At 55.7% G+C, this 22,839-nt stretch carries 20 protein-coding genes; 12 read left to right on the top strand and 8 right to left on the bottom strand.

Annotated features, from left to right (window positions below):
• The first annotated feature begins 266 nt into the window (after positions 1–266).
• Genes DDA898_RS12215 through narI form a run of 4 tightly spaced genes read left to right on the top strand, consistent with a single transcriptional unit; the run spans position 267 to position 6,992 of the window.
• Entirely contained in the window at positions 267–4,040 is a 3,774-nt protein-coding gene (locus DDA898_RS12215; protein WP_038911310.1) for a nitrate reductase subunit alpha, read from the top strand.
• A complete protein-coding gene (gene narH / locus DDA898_RS12210; RefSeq protein WP_013318183.1) occupies positions 4,037–5,599 on the top strand; it encodes a nitrate reductase subunit beta in 1,563 nt (520 codons plus the stop codon). The genes DDA898_RS12215 and narH overlap by 4 nt, the downstream gene beginning before the upstream one ends.
• The gene (gene narJ / locus DDA898_RS12205; RefSeq protein WP_013318182.1) at positions 5,596–6,315 is read left to right on the top strand and encodes a nitrate reductase molybdenum cofactor assembly chaperone; all 720 of its coding nucleotides are present in this window, start codon (positions 5,596–5,598) and stop codon (positions 6,313–6,315) included. Before narH ends, narJ begins: the two co-directional genes overlap by 4 nt.
• Complete coding sequence (gene narI, locus DDA898_RS12200) at positions 6,315–6,992, top strand: respiratory nitrate reductase subunit gamma (RefSeq protein ID WP_038901368.1); 678 nt, start codon at positions 6,315–6,317, stop codon at positions 6,990–6,992. The genes narJ and narI overlap by 1 nt, the downstream gene beginning before the upstream one ends.
• 71 nt (positions 6,993–7,063) lie before the next feature.
• On the opposite strand, the gene DDA898_RS21790 is transcribed toward narI, so the two are convergent.
• Positions 7,064–7,519 (bottom strand): NUDIX hydrolase, encoded by a 456-nt coding sequence (locus tag DDA898_RS21790; RefSeq protein ID WP_042318387.1) that lies wholly within the window; start codon positions 7,517–7,519, stop codon positions 7,064–7,066.
• A gap of 385 nt (positions 7,520–7,904) precedes the next feature.
• Between DDA898_RS21790 and yiaY the strand changes: the two genes are divergently transcribed.
• The 3 genes from yiaY to DDA898_RS12180 all read left to right on the top strand — a co-directional run bounded on the left by yiaY (position 7,905) and on the right by DDA898_RS12180 (position 9,788).
• Positions 7,905–9,053, top strand: coding sequence for an L-threonine dehydrogenase (gene yiaY, locus DDA898_RS12190; protein WP_038901367.1), 1,149 nt, complete (start codon positions 7,905–7,907; stop codon positions 9,051–9,053).
• Positions 9,054–9,192: 139 nt separating this feature from the next.
• Complete coding sequence (locus tag DDA898_RS12185; protein ID WP_038911309.1) at positions 9,193–9,414, top strand: type II toxin-antitoxin system Phd/YefM family antitoxin; 222 nt, start codon at positions 9,193–9,195, stop codon at positions 9,412–9,414.
• Positions 9,411–9,788, top strand: a complete 378-nt coding sequence (locus DDA898_RS12180; RefSeq protein WP_038911308.1) for a type II toxin-antitoxin system death-on-curing family toxin — start codon at positions 9,411–9,413, stop codon at positions 9,786–9,788. The genes DDA898_RS12185 and DDA898_RS12180 overlap by 4 nt, the downstream gene beginning before the upstream one ends.
• A gap of 353 nt (positions 9,789–10,141) precedes the next feature.
• On the opposite strand, the gene DDA898_RS12175 is transcribed toward DDA898_RS12180, so the two are convergent.
• Positions 10,142–10,726 carry a TetR/AcrR family transcriptional regulator gene (locus tag DDA898_RS12175; RefSeq protein ID WP_038902688.1) on the bottom strand — a complete coding sequence of 195 codons (585 nt, stop codon included), beginning with the start codon at positions 10,724–10,726 and terminating at the stop codon, positions 10,142–10,144.
• Between the two features lie 131 nt (positions 10,727–10,857).
• Here DDA898_RS12175 and DDA898_RS12170 point away from each other — a divergent pair, with 131 nt between their 5' ends.
• The gene (locus tag DDA898_RS12170; protein WP_038911307.1) at positions 10,858–11,289 is read left to right on the top strand and encodes a VOC family protein; all 432 of its coding nucleotides are present in this window, start codon (positions 10,858–10,860) and stop codon (positions 11,287–11,289) included.
• A 262-nt stretch (positions 11,290–11,551) separates the two neighbouring features.
• On the opposite strand, the gene DDA898_RS12165 is transcribed toward DDA898_RS12170, so the two are convergent.
• Positions 11,552–11,818, bottom strand: coding sequence for a hypothetical protein (locus DDA898_RS12165; protein WP_022633797.1), 267 nt, complete (start codon positions 11,816–11,818; stop codon positions 11,552–11,554).
• 258 nt (positions 11,819–12,076) lie between these two features.
• On the opposite strand from DDA898_RS12165, the gene DDA898_RS12160 reads away from it, so the two are divergent.
• Both DDA898_RS12160 and DDA898_RS12155 read left to right on the top strand, forming a co-directional pair.
• Complete coding sequence (locus DDA898_RS12160) at positions 12,077–12,700, top strand: glutathione S-transferase family protein (protein ID WP_038911306.1); 624 nt, start codon at positions 12,077–12,079, stop codon at positions 12,698–12,700.
• A 130-nt stretch (positions 12,701–12,830) separates the two neighbouring features.
• Complete coding sequence (locus DDA898_RS12155; RefSeq protein ID WP_038911305.1) at positions 12,831–13,721, top strand: oxidoreductase; 891 nt, start codon at positions 12,831–12,833, stop codon at positions 13,719–13,721.
• Between the two features lie 164 nt (positions 13,722–13,885).
• Here DDA898_RS12155 and DDA898_RS12150 read toward each other — a convergent pair whose 3' ends face one another.
• The 5 genes from DDA898_RS12150 to pdxR form a co-directional block, all read right to left on the bottom strand.
• Positions 13,886–14,917, bottom strand: a complete 1,032-nt coding sequence (locus tag DDA898_RS12150) for a methionine synthase (protein ID WP_033111894.1) — start codon at positions 14,915–14,917, stop codon at positions 13,886–13,888.
• A 28-nt stretch (positions 14,918–14,945) separates the two neighbouring features.
• Entirely contained in the window at positions 14,946–15,929 is a 984-nt protein-coding gene (locus tag DDA898_RS12145; protein ID WP_038911304.1) for a DUF1852 domain-containing protein, read from the bottom strand.
• Between the two features lie 498 nt (positions 15,930–16,427).
• On the bottom strand, positions 16,428–16,658 hold the full coding sequence (gene pptA, locus DDA898_RS12140) for a tautomerase PptA (RefSeq protein WP_013318169.1): 231 nt from the start codon (positions 16,656–16,658) through the stop codon (positions 16,428–16,430).
• Positions 16,659–16,856: 198 nt separating this feature from the next.
• A complete protein-coding gene (locus DDA898_RS12135) occupies positions 16,857–17,951 on the bottom strand; it encodes an ABC transporter ATP-binding protein (RefSeq protein WP_038911303.1) in 1,095 nt (364 codons plus the stop codon).
• 400 nt (positions 17,952–18,351) lie between these two features.
• The gene (pdxR, locus tag DDA898_RS12130; protein ID WP_013318166.1) at positions 18,352–19,839 is read right to left on the bottom strand and encodes a MocR-like pyridoxine biosynthesis transcription factor PdxR; all 1,488 of its coding nucleotides are present in this window, start codon (positions 19,837–19,839) and stop codon (positions 18,352–18,354) included.
• Positions 19,840–19,965: 126 nt separating this feature from the next.
• On the opposite strand from pdxR, the gene DDA898_RS12125 reads away from it, so the two are divergent.
• Together DDA898_RS12125 and DDA898_RS12120 are read left to right on the top strand one after the other, a co-directional pair.
• The gene (locus DDA898_RS12125) at positions 19,966–21,231 is read left to right on the top strand and encodes a 4-aminobutyrate--2-oxoglutarate transaminase (RefSeq protein ID WP_013318165.1); all 1,266 of its coding nucleotides are present in this window, start codon (positions 19,966–19,968) and stop codon (positions 21,229–21,231) included.
• 21 nt (positions 21,232–21,252) lie between these two features.
• A complete protein-coding gene (locus tag DDA898_RS12120; protein ID WP_038911302.1) occupies positions 21,253–22,713 on the top strand; it encodes an NAD-dependent succinate-semialdehyde dehydrogenase in 1,461 nt (486 codons plus the stop codon).
• The last annotated feature ends 126 nt before the right edge of the window (positions 22,714–22,839 follow it).

Below are 22,839 nucleotides of genomic sequence, written 5' to 3'. Positions count from 1 at the left end.
CCTCCAAATAGTCACCGGGGGTGAGTATGGTCTTACCTGAACGTTACGCATCAATAAATTTCCTTTTTTATCAGTTCATTATCTTGTTTTTCTCGGGTAATCCTTTGGTGGTATCTCCGCTGTTTCCCGCGTCAACCGGCCCGGGCTGGCTTGATCGCTGTCAATTCTGACACTTATCCGGCTGGCTACCCTACGCCTCAGTGAGCAAAACCCACGTGTACTTCATAACGACAGGAACCGTCAGGTTCCGCAGCAGGAGAGTCCGGATGAGCAAATTTCTTGACCGGTTACGTTATTTCAAACAGTTGGCCGAGCCGTTTTCCGGCGATCACGGCCAGACATTGAATACCAACCGTGACTGGGAAGACGGCTATCGCAGCCGCTGGCAACATGACAAGGTGGTGCGTTCGACGCATGGCGTCAACTGTACCGGTTCGTGCAGCTGGAAGATTTACGTCAAAAACGGGCTGGTCACCTGGGAGACGCAGCAAACCGATTACCCTCGCACCCGGCCGGACCTGCCGAATCACGAACCGCGCGGTTGCCCGCGCGGCGCCAGCTATTCCTGGTATCTCTACAGCGCCAATCGGTTGAAATACCCGATGGTGCGTAAACGCTTGATGAAGCTGTGGCGCGAGGCGCGTCAGCATCATGCCGACCCGGTAGATGCCTGGGCGTCGATTGTCGGCGACGCGAGCAAAACGCAGGAATACAAACAGGTACGCGGGCGCGGCGGTTTTGTGCGCGCCGACTGGCAGGAGGTGAATGAACTGATCGCCGCCGCCAACGTGTATACCGCCAAAACCTTCGGCCCGGACCGGGTCATTGGCTTTTCGCCGATTCCGGCCATGTCGATGGTGTCCTACGCTGCCGGCGCCCGTTACCTGTCGCTGCTGGGCGGGGTATGCCTCAGTTTTTACGACTGGTATTGCGATTTGCCTCCCGCGTCGCCGCAAACCTGGGGCGAGCAAACCGACGTGCCGGAATCGGCCGACTGGTATAACTCATCGTACATTATCGCCTGGGGTTCCAACGTACCGCAGACCCGCACCCCAGACGCCCACTTCTTCGCAGAAGTGCGCTATAAAGGCACCAAAACCGTCGCCATCACCCCGGATTATGCGGAAATCGCCAAGCTGTGCGATCAGTGGCTGAATCCGAAACAGGGCACCGACAGTGCGCTGGCGCTGGCGATGGGCCACGTGATCCTCAACGAATTTCATCTCAAACAGCCGCGCCAGTACTTCACCGATTACGTGCGCCGCTATACCGACATGCCGATGTTGGTGCTGCTGGAAGCGCGCGCGGACGGCAGCTACGCCGCCGGGCGTTTGCTGCGCGCCGCCGATCTGGTGGGAAAACTGGGGCAGGAGAACAACCCGGAATGGAAAACCATCGCCATTGACGAACCCACCGGCGAACTGGTCGCGCCGCAAGGCTCCATCGGTTATCGCTGGGGCGAGCAGGGCAAATGGAACCTGGAACAGCGCGAAGGCAGCGCCCAGCGCGACGTCAATCTGCAACTGAGCCTGCTGGGTCACCACGACGAGGTGGTGTCCGTCGGCTTCCCGTATTTTGGCGGCGCATCCAGTGAAAACTTCGCCAGCGTCGCGCTGGACGAGGTGCTGCTGCATCGGTTGCCGGTCAAACGCCTGACGCTGGCCGATGGTCAGCAGGCGCTGGTTACCAGCGTTTATGACCTGACGCTTGCCAACTACGGTGTGGATCGCGGTCTGGACGATGCGCAGTGCGCGACCGACTACGATCAGGTGAAAGCGTACAGCCCGGCGTGGGCGGAGCAGATTACCGGCGTGTCGCGCCAGAACATTATCCGTATCGCCCGTGAGTTCGCCGATAACGCCGACAAGACCCACGGCCGTTCGATGATTATCGTCGGCGCGGGCATGAACCACTGGTATCATCTCGACATGAACTACCGCGGCATTATCAATATGCTGATCTTCTGCGGTTGTGTCGGGCAGAGCGGCGGCGGCTGGGCGCATTATGTCGGCCAGGAGAAACTGCGTCCGCAAACCGGCTGGCTGCCGCTGGCGTTCGGGCTGGACTGGCAGCGTCCGCCGCGCCATATGAACAGCACCTCGTTCTTCTACAACCACTCCAGCCAGTGGCGCTACGAAACCATCGCGCCGCAGGAACTGCTGTCGCCGCTGGCGGACAGCTCCCGTTTCAGCGGCAGCCTGATCGATTTCAACGTGCGCGCCGAGCGCATGGGCTGGTTGCCGTCGGCGCCGCAGCTGGGTGCAAACCCGTTGCGTATCGCCGAACAGGCCGCCGCCGCCGGGATGTCGCCGCAGGATTACACCGTGGCGGAACTGAAAGCCGGCCGTCTGCGTTTTGCCGCCGAGCAACCGGACAACCCGCAAAACTTCCCGCGCAACCTGTTTATCTGGCGTTCCAACCTGCTGGGTTCCTCCGGTAAAGGGCATGAGTACATGCTCAAGTACCTGCTGGGCACCGAGCACGGTATTCAGGGGCAGGATTTGGGTCAGCAGGGCGGCGTGACGCCGGAAGAGGTGGAATGGCGCGCGCAGGGCGGCGAAGGCAAGCTGGATCTGGTGGTCACGCTCGATTTCCGTATGTCCAGCACCTGTCTCTACTCCGACATCGTGCTGCCGACCGCCACCTGGTATGAAAAGGACGACATGAACACCTCGGACATGCATCCGTTCATCCACCCGCTGTCGGCGGCGGTTGACCCGGCCTGGGAGTCGAAAACCGACTGGGAAATCTATAAAGGACTGGCGAAAACCTTCTCCCGCGTCTGTCAGGGGCATCTGGGGGTGGAAACCGACGTAGTGACGCTGCCGATCCAACATGATTCGGCGGCCGAAATGGCGCAGCCGCTGGGCGTCAAAGACTGGAAAAAAGGCGAGTGCGACCTAATTCCGGGCAAAACCGCGCCTCACATCATGACGGTGGAACGCGACTACCCGAACCTGTATAGCCGCTTTACCTCGCTGGGCCCGTTGCTGGATAAGCTGGGCAACGGCGGTAAAGGCATCAGCTGGAATACCCAAAACGAAGTCGATTTCCTCAAGCGTCTGAACCGGGTGCAGGAAGACGGCCCGGCCGCCGGCCGCCCGAGAATCGACAGTGCGATAGACGCCGCCGAGGTGATCCTGTCGCTGGCGCCGGAAACCAACGGCCAGGTAGCGGTAAAAGCCTGGGAAGCGCTGAGCAAGGTCACCGGGCGCGATCACACCCATCTGGCGCACCCGAAAGAGGAGGAGAAAATCCGCTTCCGGGATATTCAGGCGCAGCCGCGCAAAATCATTTCCAGCCCGACCTGGTCTGGTCTGGAAGACGAGCATGTGTCTTATAACGCCTGTTACACCAACGTGCATGAACTGATTCCGTGGCGCACGATTTCCGGTCGCCAGCAACTGTATCAGGATCACGAGTGGATGCGCGCCTTCGGCGAGAGCCTGCTGGTGTATCGTCCGCCGGTGGATACCCGCGCCGCGCAGCCGCTGCTGAATAAAAAGCCCAACGGCAACCCGGAAAAAGCGCTCAACTTCCTGACGCCGCATCAGAAGTGGGGTATCCACTCCACCTACAGCGAAAACCTGCTGATGCTGACCTTGGGACGCGGCGGGCCGATTGTCTGGCTGAGTGAAGACGATGCCCGCGAGCTGAACATCGCCGACAACGATTGGGTGGAAGTGTTTAACGCCAACGGCGCGCTGACCGCGCGAGCCGTGGTCAGCCAGCGTATTCCGTCCGGCATGACCATGATGTACCACGCGCAGGAACGACTGGTGAACCTGCCCGGTTCGGAAGTCACCGGCCAGCGCGGCGGCATCCACAACTCGGTCACGCGCGTTTGCCCGAAACCGACCCACATGATTGGCGGTTATGCCCAACTGGCGTATGGCTTTAACTATTACGGCACCGTCGGCTCCAACCGCGATGAATTCGTGGTGGTCCGCAAGATGAACCGTATCGACTGGCTGGATGAGGACAGCCATGACGACCTGTCTTCCCATGTGCAACCTCATCTGCAGGAGAAAGCCCGATGAAAATTCGTTCACAAGTCGGCATGGTGCTGAATCTGGATAAATGCATTGGCTGCCATACCTGTTCGGTGACCTGTAAGAATGTCTGGACCAGCCGCGAAGGGATGGAATACGCCTGGTTCAACAACGTGGAAACCAAGCCCGGCACCGGCTATCCGCATGCCTGGGAAGATCAGGAAAAATGGAAGGGCGGCTGGATCCGCAAAATCAACGGACGACTGGTGCCGCGCATGGGCAACCGCGTCGGGGTGCTGTCGAAGATTTTCGCCAACCCGGACGTCCCGGCGCTGGATGATTATTACGAGCCGTTCGACTACGACTACGCCCATCTGCAACGCGCCGGCGAAAGCCGGCACCAGCCGGTGGCGCGCCCGCGTTCGTTGATCACCGGCCAGCGCATGGAAAAGATCGAAAACGGCCCTAACTGGGAAGACGATCTGGGCGGCGAGTTCAGCAAGCGGTCGAAGGATAAGAACTTCGACGACATGCAGACGGCGATGTACGGGCAGTTCGAAAACACCTTCATGATGTACCTGCCCAGACTGTGCGAACACTGCCTCAACCCGGCCTGTGTCGCCACCTGTCCGAGCGGCGCTATCTACAAACGGGCGGAAGACGGCATTGTGCTGATCGATCAGGATAAATGCCGCGGCTGGCGCATGTGCCTGACCGGCTGCCCGTACAAGAAAATCTATTTCAACTGGAAGAGCGGCAAGTCGGAAAAATGCATTTTCTGCTATCCGCGTATCGAATCCGGCATGCCGACGCTGTGCTCGGAAACCTGCGTCGGGCGTATCCGCTATCTGGGCGTCCTGCTTTACGATGCCGACCGTATCGAGCAGGCGGCATCGGCAGAAAGCGAAACCGATCTGTACGGTCGCCAACTGGATATTTTCCTCGACCCGAACGACCCCGAGGTGATCGCGCAGGCGCAACGCGACGGCATTCCGCTCAGCGTGATTGAAGCGGCGCAGCAGTCGCCGGTGTACAAGCTGGCGGTGGAATGGCAGTTGGCGCTGCCGTTGCATCCGGAATACCGCACGTTGCCGATGGTGTGGTACGTGCCGCCGTTGTCGCCGATTCAGTCCGCCGCCGATGCGGGCCAGCTGGCGCACAGCGGCGTATTGCCGGACGTGGAGAGCCTGCGTATCCCGGTACAGTATCTGGCTAATCTGCTGACCGCGGGCGACACCCGCCCGGTGCTGCGTGCGTTACGGCGTATGCTGGCGATGCGCCATTACAAGCGGGCGCAGACGGTGGAGCAGGTTACCGATGTCAGCGCGCTGGAGCAGGTTGGGCTGACACCGGCGCAGGCTGAAGAAATGTACCGCTATCTGGCGATCGCCAACTATGAGGATCGCTTTGTGGTGCCGTCCAGCCATCGGGAACTGGCGCGTGAAGCTTTCCCGGAAGCGCATGGCTGCGGCTTCAGTTTCGGCGACGGCTGCCACGGTAGCGATTCATCGTTCAACCTGTTCAACAGCCGCCGTATCGACGCTATCGACGTCACCAGCAAAACCCAGACCATGAGCAACCGGCGGATGCAGGAGAACCAGTCATGATCAGTCTTCGCGTTATCGCCCGGCTGCTGGAATATCCGGATGCGGAGTTGTGGCAGCAACAGCAGGCGATGCTGGAGGCGTTGGAGCAGGCCGACGAGCTGCCTCTACGGCAGAGCGCGCAACTGTTGCAATTCATCGCCGACTTTTATCAGGGCGACCTGCTGGACCGGCAGGCGCGCTACAGCGAACTGTTCGATCGCGGCCGCGCGCTGTCGCTGCTGCTGTTTGAACATGTGCACGGCGAGTCGCGCGACCGTGGTCAGGCGATGGTGGATTTGCTGGCGCAGTACCGTGAGGTCGGGCTGGAGCTGGATTGCCGCGAGCTGCCGGATTTCCTGCCGCTGTATCTGGAGTATTTGACGCTGCGCGATCCGCAGGCGGCGCGTGATGGGCTGCGTGACATCGCGCCGATCCTGACGCTGCTGGCGGAACGCTTACGCCAGCGCGACAGCGAGTATGCCTTGTTGCCGGATTTGTTGCTGACGCTGGCAGAGTTCGAACCCGCGCGTGAATCCGTGGCGGCGAAGGTGGCGGAAGAAGCGCGCGATGACACGCCGCAGGCGCTGGATGCGGTGTGGGAAGAAGAGCAGGTCCGCTTTCTGGCCGACGCGGGCTGCGCCCCGGCGCAACAGACTGGTCACCAGCGTCGTTTCGTCGACGCGGTGGCGCCGCACTACCTGAACCTTGACGCTTCACCGGTCAAAGGAGATTGCTGATGCATTACCTCAATCTGTTTTTGTTTGATATCTACCCTTACATCGCCGGCGCGGTATTTCTGATCGGCAGTTGGTTACGCTACGACTACGGTCAGTACAGCTGGCGCGCCAGCTCCAGCCAGATGCTGGATAAGAAAGGCATGCGGCTGGCCTCAAACCTGTTCCACATCGGTATTCTGGGGGTGTTGGGCGGCCATTTTTTGGGCATGATGACGCCGCACTGGATGTACGAGTCGTTCCTGCCGCTGGAAATAAAACAGAAGATGGCGATGATCGGCGGCGGGACGTGCGGCGTGCTGACGCTGGTGGGCGGCGTGCTGTTGCTGAAACGTCGGCTGACGAATCCACGAGTGCGCGCCACATCGACCACCGGTGACATCCTGATCATGTCGCTGCTGGTGATTCAGGCGGCGCTGGGGCTGCTGACCATCCCGTTTTCCGCGCAACACATGGACGGCAGCGAGATGATGAAGCTGGTGAATTGGGCGCAGGCGGTAGTGACGTTCCGCGGCGGCGCCTCGGCGTATCTGGATGGCGTGGCGCTGATTTTCCGCCTGCATCTGGTGCTGGGGATGACGCTGTTCCTGCTGTTCCCATTCTGCCGGCTGGTGCATATCTGGAGCGCGCCGGTTGAGTATCTGACCCGTCGTTATCAATTGGTCAGAAACCGGCACTAACGCCGCACGGTATTCGGTATGGTTAACGCGATACGCTCCGGCGTATCGCGTTGTCATTTTCGGCGGGAGAATCAGTGCGTGTTGCGCCAGAGCAGGTTCAGAGCGCGCATGACGTAGGGCACAACCGGCAGGTGCGCGATTTGTTCCCGGGTGAAGAAGGCGAACCCGGAGCCTTCCTGCAGGACGATATCGCCCGGCGTCAGCGTCGTGGTCAGGGAGAAGATATAAATCCGGGCGTTTTTACTGTCATCCGACAGCGTGACGATCAGCGGCGTCAGATCCCGATCGTCAAGGGTGATACCGATCTCTTCATTTAATTCACGCACCGCCGCCTGAGCGGGCGTCTCTTCACCTTCAAGTCCGCCGCCGAACAGCGACCAGTAACCGGGGTAGGGAATGTCTTTATCTGTATCCCGCAATTGCAGCAGGATTTTTCCGTACGGATCGACGAGTACCACCAGCGCAGCGCTACAGGCGCTGGCCGTGCTGATATCGCCGATCACCTTAAATGTGATCTCATTCGTCATGGGTATTGTCGACATTAAAAGCCCCGAGTGGTCATGATACGACAGCCTGTATCCGTTCACTAATACTGATACGGTTTGGTCTGGCGCGATGCGCCGATGTAACACCTTTTCAGGCCGTAATCTATGTAATAACGGCAGATTGACCCGCTTGTTTACAACGAAAATACCGCCCGCGGCGTTACGCCGGTTTTATATCGGTTCAAAAGTAAAATAATTGTTTATTTGTGCGGTGCGGTTTTTTCATTTATGCATGATATCCCTAAGAAAAAACGGTTCAGCCTTTTAGCGAAGAGTGGGTGAAGTTTGTTTTTGGTCAATTTTAGCGGCAAATGTCAATGCTAGGATGGCTGTAAGTTAAGACTCTGTAATAAATGGATGGTGATCTATGAGCAGCGCATTTTATATTCCGGCTTTAAACCTGATGGGTGAGGGTGCGTTAGAGGAAGCGGCCAGGCAGATTCAGTTGCAGGGTTTCAAACATGCCTTGATCGTGACTGACGGCGTGCTGAACAAAATCGGCGTCGCCGCCTCCGTGCAGCAACTGCTGAAAAAGTACCAGATCGACAGCGCCATTTATGATGGCGTGCAGCCGAACCCGACCGTCGCCAACGTGGATGCCGGTCTGAAGATTCTGAAGGCGAACCACAGCGATTGCGTGGTGTCGCTGGGCGGTGGGTCTTCCCACGACTGCGCCAAAGGGATCGCTCTGCTGGCGACCAACGGCGGCGAGATTGCCGACTATGAAGGCGTGGATGTTTCCGCCAAGCCGCAGTTGCCGCTGATCGGCATCAACACCACGGCGGGCACCGCGTCTGAAATGACCCGTTTCTGCATCATTACCGATGAAGTGCGGCATGTGAAAATGGCGATCGTGGATAAAAACGTGACGCCGGTGATGTCCGTCAACGACCCGGTCCTGATGGTCGGCATGCCGGCCTCGCTGACCGCCGCCACCGGGATGGACGCCTTAACCCACGCCATTGAGGCCTATGTGTCGACCGCCGCTAACCCGATTACCGATGCGGTGGCGATTAAAGCGATTGAGTTGATCCGCGACCATCTGCGTGATGCGGTCAAAGACGGCAAAAACATGGTGGCGCGCGAGCAGATGGCTTACGCCCAGTTTATGGCCGGCATGGCGTTCAACAACGCATCGCTGGGGTATGTTCATGCGATGGCGCACCAGTTGGGCGGCTTCTATAACCTGCCGCACGGGGTGTGCAACGCGGTGCTGCTGCCGCACGTTGAACGCTACAACGCCGCCGTCGCCGCGCCACGTCTGAAAGACGTTGCGGTAGCGCTGGGTGTGGATGTCGCCGGGCTGAGCGATCGGCAGGCGGCTGATGCGGCGATCGCAGCGATCAGCCAGATGGCGCACGATGTCGGTATCCCGGCCGGATTGAAAGATCTGGGCGTGAAAGAAGAAGACTTCAGCATTCTGGCGGACAACGCGCTGAAAGACGCCTGCGGTCTGACCAACCCGAAAAAAGCCACTCACGCCGAAATCGTCGAGATTTTCGCCGCCGCGTTCTGACGGTGATTTGAATGGTATTGAAAAGCCCCCGGCCTGATGGTTGGGGGCTTTTTTTATAACGTCGCATTAACGCGGCATAGCTGGTGGTCTATTTTACTAATCAGATGTACACTTGAAATGTACATTTCAAGGGGGTGCCATGAAGACTTATACCATTACTGAAGCCCGGCAAAACATTGCGACGGTCATTGATACAGCAGCCAGCGGTGAGCCGGTAGAGATTAAGCGTCGGGACGGCACCTCGACTGTACTCATCCCCAAAGCAGAGTTTGAGGCTTATCAGAAAGCCAGATTAGACGCCGAATTTGATTTCATCATGCAGCGCCACGGACACACCATCAAAGCGCTTGCTGACAGATGAAATGGGTGAGTGCACAGGACGTCATCGACTTTCATGATCGTATTTTGCAGGTGTTGCCCGGGGTAGCGGGTATGGCTGATCCTGGTCGGGCTGAGGCGTTGATTTATCGGGTGCAAAACCGTCTTTATTATGAAGGTGTGACCGAATTGTTTGAGCTGGCGGCGACGTATTGGGTAACCATTGCTCGTGGTCATATTTTTAATGATGACAATAAACGCACCGCTTTTTTTGTTACCATGATATTTTTACGCCGCAATGGCATATTGATTGTTGATAACGACAATTCGCTGGAAGAACTCACCATTAAGGCGGCAACCGGAGAATGCCTGGTGTCGGAACTCGCCGAACAATTAAGAAAACGGGTGGAAAAATAAACGGTATCTCAGAAGAGATAGCTTCTTGCTGGTGGTAAATATATTAAAAGATGCCAGAGGTCTGATCACCCCGAAAAAGTGACTCACGCCGAAATCGTCGAGATTTTCTCCGCCGCGTTCTGATTGTGATTTGGATGGTATTAAAAAGCCCCTGGCCTGATGGTTGGGGGCTTTTTTTATAACGGTCTATAGTGGAATTGTGGGTTGTTTTATCAATCAGAGGTATTGTACTGGCCTGTAATTAATTTAGTTGGATATTATTTTTGGTGTAATTATGTCTAATGGCCGGCTAAGTGCCAGAAGCGTACAAGCTGACTCTCCTTGAGGGTCAATAAACAGCGAGCTGGCTTCGCTCATTCTTTATCTGGCATGAGATTCTTTGTGGATTGATCTAACGCTGAAAGCACGATTTTACGTGCATACAGCAGGACGGATTTTATCTCGTCTGCAGAAATATCTGCGAACCCAAGCCCGCGCAGCAGAAAAATACCTTCAACGGCAAGGAGTGCGTGCCTTACTTCAGCATACTCATCGCTAACTGAACGAAGAGGTACGAGAAGTGAACTGTACAGTTTTCGTACCGGCTCCAGCATACCAGGCGCATGGACAAGAGCGGTAATAAGAAAAGCTGCCATTTGAGTTGAAGCGTCTTCCTCTCCAAGAGCTTCCTCAAGATGAGCGAGAACTAATTCGATCGGCCCAACCGGGGTTGTTAGGAGACGCTGGCGTACTGCTTTTTGGAAACGTGCAACTTCTCTTTCCAGTGCTGCATAGATCAGACCATCCTTAGAGGAAAAGGTATAAACAAGCCCGCCTTTACTGATACCCGCGCGCTCCGCTACAGCATCAAGAGTAAATAATCTGCCGCCAGATTCAAGAATGATGCTTTCGGCCGCATCTAAAACTTGTTCTCTGTCGATCTCTTTTTTACGTGTCACAACTTCCCCTTGTCTTTTTCGACTGAACAGTCGCATAATCATTTTCGACTACTCAGTCACATTAACATTGCAATGTTGACACGACAATATTGCACTTGCATTTATTAATCTGAATACAGTAAGGCATTGAAATGGAAAAATCTTTACCATCTGCAGCCCTCGCGCATTATGTCATGAAAGTGAAAGACATTGAGTTAAGCTATGATTTTTATCGGGGTTTAGGTCTCCGCGGATTAGACAAATTTCCGGGAATGGCTATCGTCGAACTACGCGGCGGTACGCATCTGTTATTAACAACAAAAAGCGATCCTCTGACTGCTCCCCTCCATGCCAGCCGTGTAGGCCAGCGCCCTGATTTTATATCTGAAAAAATTGACCTGATGATTGCAGGCCACTCCAAGTCAGACCTCGAAACTTTTCGAAATGGATTGATTGAACGAGGGTATTCCCCTCTGGAAATTGCGGAAGGTTCGCTGCATGGACATCATTATTTCTCAATGCAGGACCCTGATGGTAATGGCGTGACTTTCTATACCAGCCATTGCAATGATGAACCCGTGTAATTAATAGATCGTCTGTAGTTTATGATTATATTGGGTAATCTGCTTATTGAAGCGTCTTGCCTAATAGTTGCTTACCGCAGCCTGTTGTAGATGCAACAGGCTGCTTTGAATTATCAATTACCGTAAAAGTCCGCTCCTTGCTCACAGCAGACACGCCCCATCTTTTGGATTTGCCGCTGTCAGAAGGGATATTGGCGCGTTAGGTCACGACAACGATGTGCCGTCATACTTATATATTAAATGTCTACGTGACATGCGAGGATCAATTGAGCTGTTTTTCCGTAGAACGGATGCAGACTCCCGGACGCTGGCTGTGGAGGTATTCATACAGCAGAAGCATCCCTACAGGATTATTCTCCAGATTTTCGAAATCCACGTGGATCCTCTCCAACAGGTAATCACGCAGTTCGAAGCGCTCCATTCCTTTATGTCTCGCCAACGCCTGGCACAGTTGATCCATAATTTCACATTTTGCACCGTATGGAACATCAGGGTTGTAGATTTCAGGAATGGAGTGAGTCTGCTTCATTACAGTACCCTCATGAGCGTCTGTTTTGAGTGATATAGCAACCAGATGTATTCTGATTTATAGCTAAATACGCAGCAAAGTGCCAACAGAGAACGCTGGTAGGGGCATGAAGCGCGTCCAGGCTGCCGTCAAACTGTTTTTTGATGTCGAGGACGTTAGTGCATTCTGTGTGTCCAGTGCGCTGCTGCCAGTAGTAAGAAGATATTAAGCTGGTGTATTGTTTTTAAACGATTAATCACGCGGAAGGACATTCGAAGTATGCTCAAAATACTTGGCAAAACGACGTCAATAAATGTGCGCAAAGTGCTCTGGACCTGCGAAGAAGCGGGGCTGGACTATGTTCAGGAAGATTACGGTAGCGGATTTGCATCGACGGAAACCGATGCATTTCGCGCCATGAACCCGAACGCGATGGTGCCCGTGTTGATTGACGATGAATTCGTGCTGTGGGAATCCAATTCGATTTGCCGCTATCTGGTGCGCAAAGCCGGGCGCGATGACCTGCTCCCCAACGAGCCGCAGGCGTGCGCTAACGTCGAGCATTGGATGGACTGGCAGGCGACCGAATTTAACAACGCCTGGCGTTATGTCTTCCCGGCTCTGGCGCGCAAGAACCCGGCCTATAACGATCAAAACGCGATTGCCGCTGGCATTAAAGAGTGGAACCACTGTATTGGTATTCTTGAACAACAACTCCAGCTCACCGGGGCATGGGCGGCAGGCGAGAGGTTTACGCTGGCGGATGTGGTGCTTGGGCTGTCGGTGAATCGCTGGAAAATGACACCGTTTCCTCACCCCGACGTCCCTGCCATTGACGCGTGGTTTGCGCGCTTGAATCAGCGACCAGCATTTTTACGTCATGGGAATAATGGTATGGTCTAAGACACCAGGTTTGCCGCGGTATTGGGTGATCGGTTTCCCGGCGAGACGTTAACGCTGAGAAAATGCTGGCGTAGGTGGTGATTGCCGCCGGCACACTGATGATGGGCTAATCAAATCAGGAGAACACAAGATGTCTGACCATCCCACGATGGCTCTTCTGGGGCCGGGCGCTATCGGCACTACCATCGCTGCTGCACTGCATGAAGTTGACCGTACGCCGGTCCTTTGCGGACGCACCGCGCATTCGCAATTAATTCTGCGTCACGATGACGGTGAAACTGTGGTGCCTGGTCCGGTATTGAGCAATCCGGCGGCTATCAGCCATCCGTTCGATCTGGTGTTTGTCGCGGTGAAAATCACCCAGGTCGCAGACAGTGCCGACTGGCTGGCCGCGCTGTGCGATGAAAACACCGTGGTGTGTGCGCTGCAAAACGGCGTAGAACAGAAAACTCAGTTGGAACCCTGGGTCAACGGCGCAACGGTGCTGCCTTCGGTAGTGTGGTTCCCGGCACAGCGCGAGCCAGATGCGTCTGTCTGGTTGCGTGCGAAACCGCGCCTGACGCTGCCGGATGTGCCGCAGGCAAAATGGGTAGCAGATGCGCTCAGTGGTACACGTTGCACGGTGGAGTTGTCATCCGATTTTGTCTCCATCGCCTGGCGCAAACTGCTGCAGAATGCGGCCGCTGGTCTGATGGTTCTGGCTAATCGCCGTGCCGGGATGTTCTCACGCGGGGATATAACGGAACTGGCGCTGGCTTATCTGCGCGAGTGTCTGACGGTAGCACGTGCGGAAGGTGCGGTACTGAGCGATAACGTTCCGCAGGAGATCGTTGACGGTTTTCAGCGTGCCCCTGCGGATTTAGGCACCTCTATTCTCGCCGACCGCCAGGCTAACCGCCCGCTGGAATGGGATATCCGCAACGGCATAGTACAGCGTCGTGGTCGTTCACAGGGTATTCCTACGCCCATCAGCGACGTGCTGGTACCGCTGCTGGCGGCAGGAAGTGAGGGGCCGGGTTGATGTCGTTCACTGCTAGGGTGTTGGTAAGACCACGACACCGTTACGAGATCATAGAGTAGGTCCAACTAAATCGCTCAGTCCGGCTGGCGGTTTAGGTGATTTGGCGATTGATCAGATCGCCGCACGGACTGAGTTTTGTTTAAATGATCTATTATTGGGCGATGTTATTTAGCCGAGAGTTCTCTGCGGATGATTTCTGCGCCTGCACTTAACGCATTGAGCTTGCCTGTGGCTACCCGACGAGATAAGGGGGCCATGCCACAGTTAGTCGACGGGTAGAGCTTGTCGGCATCGACAAACTGAAGTGCTTTTCGTAGCGTATCGGCGACTTCTTCTGGTGTCTCGACGGTATTGGTTGCCACGTCAATGGCCCCGACCATCACTTTTTTACCGCGAATCAGTTCAAGCAGATCCATGGGAACACGCGAGTTATGGCATTCCAGCGAGATGATATCGATATTGGATGTTTGCAGTTTGGGAAACGCTTCTTCATATTGCCGCCACTCTGACCCCAGCGTCTTTTTCCAGTCGGTGTTGGCTTTGATGCCATATCCGTAGCAGATATGTACCGCCGTCTCACATTTCAGCCCTTCAATCGCTCTTTCTAACGTGGCGATACCCCAATCATTCACTTCATCAAAGAAAACATTAAACGCGGGTTCATCAAACTGAATAATATCCACACCCGCAGCTTCTAACTCTTTCGCTTCCTGATTGAGAATTTTGGCGAATTCCCAGGCCAGTTTTTCGCGGCTTTTATAGTGGTTATCATAGAGCGTATCGATCATCGTCATCGGCCCCGGCAGAGCCCATTTAATAGGTTGCCTGGTGAGTTGACGTAAGAATTTGGCATCTTCGACAAAAACGGGTTTTTGGCGCGCCACCGCTCCGACAACGGTCGGTACGCTTGCGTCATAGCGATTACGAATTTTAACGACTTCACGTTTCTCAAAATCCACGCCGCTAAGGTGCTCAATAAACGTGGTGACAAAGTGTTGGCGCGTTTGTTCGCCATCGCTGACAATATCAATACCTGCACGCAGTTGATCAAACAGCGACAAACTCAGGGCATCTTTTTTCCCCTCAATTAACTCTTCGTTTTGTAATTTCCAGGGGGACCACAGTTTCTCAGGCTCTGCGAGCCAGGACGGTTTGGGCAAACTGCCGGCAGTCGAGGTGGGTAGCAATGTTTTCATAGCAGGTGACCTTATATTTTTTGGTGAATCAAAGCGCGTAGTGAGCAGACCATTGTTCAAGAATATTTTTGTAGGGTTTGATGAAATGCTCTTCAGTAAACTTTCCTTGCTCAATAGCCAACTGACTGCGTTCTTCCCGATCATAAACAATTTTTGTTAATGAATGATCCTGATGATTCAGGTTGGGTTGATAGTATTGTCCTGCTGCAGAGTTAGCATTGTAAATCTCAGGTCGATAAATCTTTTGGAAAGTCTCCATCGTACTGATGGTACTGATAAGCTCAAGATTAGTGTAATCACTCAGTAAATCACCAGAAAAATAAAAAGCCAAAGGTGCAACGCTATTTGCAGGCATAAAGTAGCGAACCTGTAACCCCATTTTTTCGAAATAATGATCGGTCAAGGAAGCGTCATTTTGCTGGTATTCGACGCCCAATACAGGATGCTGATTTCCAGTGCGATGGTAGGTGTTTTTACTTGAAACACTTAGGCATATAACAGGCTGTTTGTTAAAGTGTTTTTTGTAATCACCTGAATTTGTGAAATGTTTGAATATTTTCCCATGCAAATCGCCAAAATTATCTGGCGTGCTAAATTCGGTGCGATGCTTATTGTGCTCAGGGAGTATTACGCTAAAATCATAATCTCGCACGTAAGAGGAAAAGTTATTCCCTACAATGCCTTCAATGCGTTGGTTAGTTTTTTTATCAACAATATTCGTTTTCAATATTTCAATCACAGGGAAGGTATCGTTATTGCCTTCGACAGCAATATTTATCTCAACGGAAATGATTTCAAGTTCGACAGAATAACGGTCACCTTTGGGGTTATCCCAATACGCCAATGTATTGAAACGATTGTCAATCATCACTAACGTGTTGCGCAAGTTCTCCTGGCGGTTCGTCCCTCTGGCCAAATTAGCAAAGTTGGTAGTGATACGCGTATTTTCGGAGGGGTTGTAATTTTCATCGAAGCAACTGCTCTTAATCGTAAATGTAAAATCTTTATTCATCGCGATCTTTGCATCCTAAATTTTGATATGAAAACTGATTTAATTTGTTGATTTTAAATGATTTGTTTATTTCTCATTCAGCAGTCTTCATGTTGTCAATAAGTTAATTTAGCATATTTTATGCCAGAGTTAGTGGATGAGTGAAAGAGACTTAATTTCACTACAACATGAGCCATATTCATGGTCTGGCGTACGGTCAGATCCGCAATGGTTGCAGACGTCCCTGGCCCATAAGATTCACCGGGGGAATCCATGGGGTCAGGAGCGACTAACTGAACAGACTGATGGAAATGCTAAACAATGTGGAAGGCCGCTTTCATGGCGCAGAACGAGCAATAACGAAGCCGTGGCGCGGCGAATCACAGATAGGGCAGTTGTGTTACAAGGCTCGTCATGAGCCTTGTCTTTGACGGGGCAACACAGATTATTCAGGGCACAGCGATCGGTGATCACACTGTTCCGCCTTTGAGCGCCGATAACCTGCTTCAGGCGTTGTCGTTACAGCGTGTAGCCCGGCTTTTTGGTGAGATTATCCAGCTCCGGCCCGATTTCGATGTCGTAAACCGCCTCTTTCCAGCTTTCCGGCGCGACTTCGGTTAAGGCCACCGAGATCGACTTGTCTTCCGCGTTCATATACTTCTTGAGTAATTCACTGATCTCGTTTGCCAAATCCTGTTTGACGGTTTCCGGCAGATTGCGGGGAAAATACTTGATGGCAACATGTGGCATATAAAGGCTCCGTGTAGTGCGTCCTGTCTGTAGCGGACGGCGGTTAAACCTAACGCCGGCGGCTACCCGTGCCAGCGTCGGCATGGCGTCGGGCAGCAAGCGTTAGCCCTCTATTATTGACGCCGGCTTAACCGGTGGCAACGTCTGTCGCCATCATCAATATCAATGCGTAGTGACTGATCAATGCGTAGTGACTGATCAATGCGTAGTGACGGCATCCAGCGCGCGCAGGTGTTCCGGCTGCCAGGACAACTTGATTTCGCTGCCGATTTGCCAGTCCGGGTTAACGTCGCTGGCCGGCAGTTTCACCATAAACTGCGGTTGACCGGCGACCTCGGTCATCATGCGTACATGATCGCCGAGATAGATAAACTGCTGGATGCGAGCGCTGACTTGCTGTGCGCCGTCCGGCAGCATGCTGGCGTTGACCTTTACCCGTTCCGGGCGAATGCACAGGTGGATTTTTCTGCCTGGTGAGCTGGGGCGGACTTTCAGCGCGCGTAATGTGGTGCCGTCATCCAACTGGGCCTGATAGTAGTCGCCGTCGCCGCCGGACTGAGTGCCAATCAGCGTGTTGTTTTCGCCGATAAACTGCGCCACGAAGGCATTCTGCGGACGTTCGTAGATGTCGCTGGGGCTGTCCATCTGCTGAATAATCCCGTCGTTGAAGACCGCGACCCGGTCCGACATGGTCATCGCCTCGCTCTGATCGTGGGTGACGTACACCACGGTGAGCTCCAGCGCCCGGTGCAGTTCCTTGATCTCCAGTTGCATGTGCTCGCGCAGTTGCTTGTCCAGCGCGCCCAGCGGTTCATCCATTAGCACCAGACGCGGTTCGAACACCAGCGCTCTGGCCAGCGCCACGCGCTGTTGCTGACCGCCGGACATCTGCGCCGGGTAACGGTCGGCCAGATTGGTCAGTTTGACGCGGTCCAGCACCCGATCCACTTTGTCTTTGATATCGCTGCGGTTCATACGGCGGATGGAGAGCGGAAACGCCAGGTTTTCCGCCACCGTCATGTGCGGGAACAGCGCGTAGTTCTGAAATACCATACCAATGCCGCGTTGATGGGGCGGCAGGTTGTGCAGTGGGGTGTCGCGCAGCAGAATTTCACCCTGCGTCGGCGTTTCAAACCCGGCCAGCATCATCAGGCTGGTGGTTTTGCCGGAGCCGGACGGGCCCAGCATGGTCAGAAACTCGCCTTCCTGAATATCCAGATTCAGATTTTTGACCACCAGACGATCGCCATCGTAGGTTTTTTGAATATTTTTGAAGCTAACGTAGGTTTTCATTCTTCCCTTCTCTCACGTGTCGTAGCGCGGTGTTGATGACTTACGTATGCATAAGTCATGCCTGATGCTTAATTGAGAAGTTATTCTTATTATTTTGAGGGCAAAAAAGAACAATGCAGAATCTTACGCCAGCGGAAAATCAGGCCGAGGCTTAGCCGTTGGCGGGTAGTTTATTGTGCATGTTGCACAACGGTAAAATCGCCAAAGCGAACAGCAGCAGTGAACAGTAAGGTGTACGACAAATCGGCTTTGCCTCAAAATAGTGATCGCGTGTTAAATAAAAGCACCACTATTGTGCGTTGTTTTACGGCGAAAAACCGGCGTGAAGGATATCGGTTGCACCGGTTTTTCTGCTGCGTGTTTTGGCGGCACGTGAGCGGTTAAACAGCAGGCGAGGGATTCAGGCGCGCGCGTTTTCCAGCGCGCCTAAACAGCGAAGAATCACCTCAAACGCCGGCACCATCTCGGCGTCGTCCACGCTGGCGTAACCGAGCAGCAGCCCACGCTGGTGCGTCGGCCGCAGATAGTAACTGGACAGCGGTTTGACCATCACGCCGTGTTGCAGAATACGGGCGCTCAACACCACATCGTCGATGTGGTCGGGCAACCGCAAAATCAGGTGCAGACCGGCGTTACTGTTGTAGCCAAGGTAATCTTCGCCCAGGTGCTGCACGATCAATTCGCTCAGCAGGGCGCGACGGCGCGCGTACAACAAGCGCATGCGGCGGATGTGGGCGGCGTAGTGACCTTCGCGGATGAACTGACTCAGCGTCAGCTGTGTCAGCAGGTGACCGCCCCGGTATAGCTCGGCGTGCGCCGTTTTCAGCTCACGCGCCAGATGCGGCGGCAGCACCATGTAACTGACGCGCAATCCCGGATAGAGGGTTTTGCTGCAGGTGCCGATGTAAATCACCGGCGGTTGGGTTTGCAGCCCCTGCAGCGCCGGGATGGGGCTGCCGGAAAAACGGAATTCGCTGTCGTAATCGTCTTCGATAACCCAACTGCTGTGTTCCTGCGCCAGTGCCAGCAGGCGCTGGCGGCGTGCCAGGCTCATCACCGCACCCAGCGGATACTGGTGCGACGGGGTGACGCAAATCAGCCGCGGCACCGATTGGGGCGAGACGTCCTCCGGCGGCACCATGCCTTGCTCATCCACCTCGATGGGCGCGACGCGCAAGCCGTTGATGGTCAACACGTTGCGCATTCCCCAGTAGCAAGGGTCTTCAATCCACGCCAGATCGCCGGGGTTGCACAGCATTTTTGCCAGCAGGTCCATCGCCTGATGGGTGCCTTCGGTAATCAGAATTTGTTCCGGGGTACAGGTGACCGAGCGCGCCACCCGCAGGTAGTCCACCAGCGCCTGTTGCAGTTCCGGGCAGCCGCCGATCGGCGAGTAGGAGAGTTGTTCTGGTTTCAGGCGGCGAGACAGCCGGGTTTGCAGCCGCCGCCACAGGTCATGCGGAAAGCTGGCGATATCCGGGATGCCGGGCATAAAGGCTCCCCACTGACGCGCCGACGCACCGGCGTAGCCCAGCAGGTGCATGCCGCGCCGGGAGATTTCCTGCACCGCCGGGCGCAGTGGCGACAGGGTATCGTCGCGCACATCCGGCGGGTGGGTGTCCGGCAACTGTTCGGTGACGTAACTGCCGCTGCCGGTGCGGGTTTCGATATAGCCTTCCGCCAGCAATTGTTCAAAGGCGGCGATCACCGTATTGCGCGACAGCGACAACTGCTGCGCCAGGTCGCGGGACGAAGGTAGCCGCCGCCCCGGCGCGATATCGCCGCTCAGAATCGCCAGCCGGATAGTGTCGTACAACCGCTTGTTGAGGGTGCCTTCCTGCTGCTGTTCCAGCCCCTGCAACAGCAAATCGGTCAGTAGTGAGCGCAAAGTGGATCCTTCAAATATTAAAAACTGGCTCTGGATTATAGGGCCATGCAGGGGATAAATAGCAACATCAGAACGTTAATCGTCAGCCCCCGTCGGGCGGTGTGTTCATCGAATCGGAGCAGAATAATGAGTAACAGCGAATTGAATCAACGTCGTTTGGCCGCTACGCCGCGTGGCGTGGGCGTCATGTGCGATTTCTTTGCCGACAAGGCCGAGAACGCCACCCTGTGGGATGTTGAAGGGCGCGAGTATATTGATTTTGCTGCCGGGATTGCGGTGCTGAACACCGGCCACCGTCACCCGAAACTGGTGGCGGCGGTGCGCGAACAGCTGGAGAAATTCACCCATACCGCTTATCAAATCGTCCCGTACGGCAGCTATGTGGCGCTGGCGGAACGCCTGAACGCGCTGGCGCCGATCGCCGGCCCGGCCAAGACCGCTTTCTTCACTACGGGTGCCGAAGCGGTTGAAAATGCGGTGAAAATTGCCCGCGCGTATACCAAACGCCCAGGGGTGATCGCTTTTGGCGCCGCGTTCCACGGCCGTACGCTGTTGACCCTGACGCTGACCGGCAAAGTGGCGCCGTATTCCACTGGATTCGGCCCGTTCCCCGGGTCCATTTTCCATGCGCTGTACCCGAATGCTCAACATGGCATCACCGTAGAGCAGGCGCTGGACAGCATTGACCGCCTGCTGCACACCGATATCGCCGCCGATCAGGTCGCGGCCATTCTGCTGGAGCCGATTCAGGGCGAAGGCGGCTTCAATGTCGCGCCGCCGGAGTTCATCAGCGGCGTGCGCCAGCTGTGCGACAAGTACGGCATGTTATTGATCGCCGATGAAGTGCAGACCGGTTTTGCCCGTACCGGCAAAGTGTTCGCTATGGAGTATTACGACGATAAAGCGGACCTGATCACCATGGCGAAAAGCCTGGGCGGCGGTTTCCCTATTTCCGGCGTGGTAGGCCGCGCCGAGGTGATGGACGCGCCGGGCCCTGGCGGACTGGGCGGCACCTATGCCGGTAACCCGCTGGCGGTGGCGTCGGCGCTGGCGGTGCTGGATGTGATTGAAGAAGAACAACTGTGCCAGCGCGCCCAGCGTCTGGGCGCTACACTGGTGGAAGCGCTGGAAAGAGCGAAAGCCGGTAATGCGGCGATCGCGGATATTCGCGCCCGCGGCTCCATGGTGGCGGTGGAGTTTAACGACCCGCAGACCGGCAAACCGAGCGCGGAGATCACCAAAAAATACCAGCAGGCGGCGCTGGAACAGGGGTTACTGTTGTTGACCTGCGGCACGCACGGCAACGTGATTCGTTTCCTGTATCCACTGACCATTCCGGATACCCAGTTCAGCAAGGCGCTGTCGATTCTGAGCAGCGTTCTGGCGAAGTGAGAAGTGAGTGAAAGGGTAGTTATGCAACTGAAAAATAAAACGTTATTCCGTCAACAATGCCTGATTGGCGGTGAATGGCAAGATAGCTTCAACGGGGAACGCCTGAGCGTGACCAACCCTGCGACCGGCGCTGAGCTGGGAAGCATTCCGCTGGTGACGGCGCAGCAGACCCAGCAGGCGATTACCGCCGCCGAACAGGCGCTGAGCGCGTGGCGTCAGCGCACCGGCAAAGAGCGTGCGGCGCTGATGCAGGCGTGGGCGCAATTGATTCGCGCCAATCAGGACGATCTGGCGGCCATTCTGACCGCCGAACAGGGCAAATCGCTGGCGGAAGCCAGCGGTGAAATCGCCTACGCCACCTCGTTTATCGAGTGGTTCGCCGAAGAGGCCAAGCGGGTGGAAGGCAGCGTGCTGCAATCGCCGCAGGCCAGCCAGCGTTTGCTGGTGATCAAGCAGGGTATCGGCGTGTGCGCCGCGATCACGCCGTGGAACTTCCCGGCGGCGATGATCACCCGCAAAGCCGCGCCGGCGCTGGCGGCCGGTTGCACCATGATCGTCAAGCCGGCGGAGCAGACGCCGTTTACCGCGCTGGCGCTGGCGGAACTGGCGCAACAGGCCGGTATTCCCGCTGGCGTGTTGCAGGTGGTGACCGGCGACGCGCCGGCGGTGGGTAAAGTCCTGTGCGATAGCCCGGTAGTGCGCAAACTGAGTTTCACCGGTTCCACCGAAGTCGGCCGCATCCTGATGGCGCAATGTGCGCCGACAGTGAAAAAGCTGTCGCTGGAGCTGGGCGGCAATGCGCCGTTCATCGTGTTTGACGATGCCGACCTGGAGCAGGCGATAAAAGGCATTCTGGCATCCAAATTCCGCAATAGCGGGCAGACCTGCGTCTGCGCCAACCGCATTTATGTTCAGCGTGGTATCTATCCGGCGTTGGCCGCCCGGCTGGTGGAAGAGGTGGAAAAGCTGAAAGTGGGCGACGGCACCCAGCCCGGCGTGATGCAAGGCCCGCTGATCGACGCAGATGCGGTCGGCAAAGTCGAGCAGCATATTGACGATGCGCTGTCGAAAGGGGCGGAATTGCTGACCGGCGGCTCGCGCCACCCGCTCGGCGGCACCTTCTTCACCCCGACGGTGATCGGCGGCGTGACGCGCGACATGCGTTTCGCCCGCGAGGAAACGTTTGGCCCGGTGGCGCCGCTGTTCCCGTTTGACGATGAGGCGCAGGCGGTGGCGATGGCTAACGATACCGAGTTCGGCCTGGCCGCCTACGTTTACACCCGCGACGCCATTCGGCAGTGGCGGGTGCCGGAAGCGCTTGAATACGGCATGGTGGGGATCAACACCGGCCTCATTTCCAACGAAGTGGCCCCCTTCGGCGGGGTAAAACAATCAGGGCTGGGGCGCGAAGGTTCACGCTTCGGCATCGAGGAATACCTGGAGATGAAATATCTCTGCGTTGACCTCACTCCGTCAGCCTGACTCCTGCTGCCTGACGGCGGATGAACAAGGGCGTTCATCCGGCTTTTCGAGCCAGCATGGTGCAGCCTCATTGCCGGGCTGCACCATAATAAGGCGAATTCAGTTCAAGCTATCACGTGAAAAATA

The organism is Dickeya dadantii NCPPB 898, assembly GCF_000406145.1.
GTDB lineage: Bacteria > Pseudomonadota > Gammaproteobacteria > Enterobacterales > Enterobacteriaceae > Dickeya > Dickeya dadantii.
The sequence above is the reverse complement of the archived record's forward strand: the minus strand, read 5'-3'. Positions and strand labels throughout refer to the sequence as shown.

What these genes read in the sequence shown, in the direction of transcription:
- narI (WP_038901368.1), top strand. Translation starts at nt 6,315, where the DNA reads ATGCATTACCTCAATCTGTTTTTGTTTGATATCTACCCTTACATCGCC.
- DDA898_RS12125 (WP_013318165.1), top strand. Translation starts at nt 19,966, where the DNA reads ATGAGTAACAGCGAATTGAATCAACGTCGTTTGGCCGCTACGCCGCGT.
- pptA (WP_013318169.1), bottom strand. Translation starts at nt 16,658, where the DNA reads ATGCCACATGTTGCCATCAAGTATTTTCCCCGCAATCTGCCGGAAACC.
- DDA898_RS12150 (WP_033111894.1), bottom strand. Translation starts at nt 14,917, where the DNA reads ATGAAAACATTGCTACCCACCTCGACTGCCGGCAGTTTGCCCAAACCG.
- narH (WP_013318183.1), top strand. Translation starts at nt 4,037, where the DNA reads ATGAAAATTCGTTCACAAGTCGGCATGGTGCTGAATCTGGATAAATGC.
- DDA898_RS12215 (WP_038911310.1), top strand. Translation starts at nt 267, where the DNA reads ATGAGCAAATTTCTTGACCGGTTACGTTATTTCAAACAGTTGGCCGAG.
- DDA898_RS21790 (WP_042318387.1), bottom strand. Translation starts at nt 7,519, where the DNA reads ATGACGAATGAGATCACATTTAAGGTGATCGGCGATATCAGCACGGCC.
- DDA898_RS12120 (WP_038911302.1), top strand. Translation starts at nt 21,253, where the DNA reads ATGCAACTGAAAAATAAAACGTTATTCCGTCAACAATGCCTGATTGGC.
- DDA898_RS12155 (WP_038911305.1), top strand. Translation starts at nt 12,831, where the DNA reads ATGTCTGACCATCCCACGATGGCTCTTCTGGGGCCGGGCGCTATCGGC.
- narJ (WP_013318182.1), top strand. Translation starts at nt 5,596, where the DNA reads ATGATCAGTCTTCGCGTTATCGCCCGGCTGCTGGAATATCCGGATGCG.
- DDA898_RS12160 (WP_038911306.1), top strand. Translation starts at nt 12,077, where the DNA reads ATGCTCAAAATACTTGGCAAAACGACGTCAATAAATGTGCGCAAAGTG.
- DDA898_RS12165 (WP_022633797.1), bottom strand. Translation starts at nt 11,818, where the DNA reads ATGAAGCAGACTCACTCCATTCCTGAAATCTACAACCCTGATGTTCCA.
- DDA898_RS12135 (WP_038911303.1), bottom strand. Translation starts at nt 17,951, where the DNA reads ATGAAAACCTACGTTAGCTTCAAAAATATTCAAAAAACCTACGATGGC.
- yiaY (WP_038901367.1), top strand. Translation starts at nt 7,905, where the DNA reads ATGAGCAGCGCATTTTATATTCCGGCTTTAAACCTGATGGGTGAGGGT.
- DDA898_RS12180 (WP_038911308.1), top strand. Translation starts at nt 9,411, where the DNA reads ATGAAATGGGTGAGTGCACAGGACGTCATCGACTTTCATGATCGTATT.
- DDA898_RS12185 (WP_038911309.1), top strand. Translation starts at nt 9,193, where the DNA reads ATGAAGACTTATACCATTACTGAAGCCCGGCAAAACATTGCGACGGTC.
- DDA898_RS12170 (WP_038911307.1), top strand. Translation starts at nt 10,858, where the DNA reads ATGGAAAAATCTTTACCATCTGCAGCCCTCGCGCATTATGTCATGAAA.
- DDA898_RS12145 (WP_038911304.1), bottom strand. Translation starts at nt 15,929, where the DNA reads ATGAATAAAGATTTTACATTTACGATTAAGAGCAGTTGCTTCGATGAA.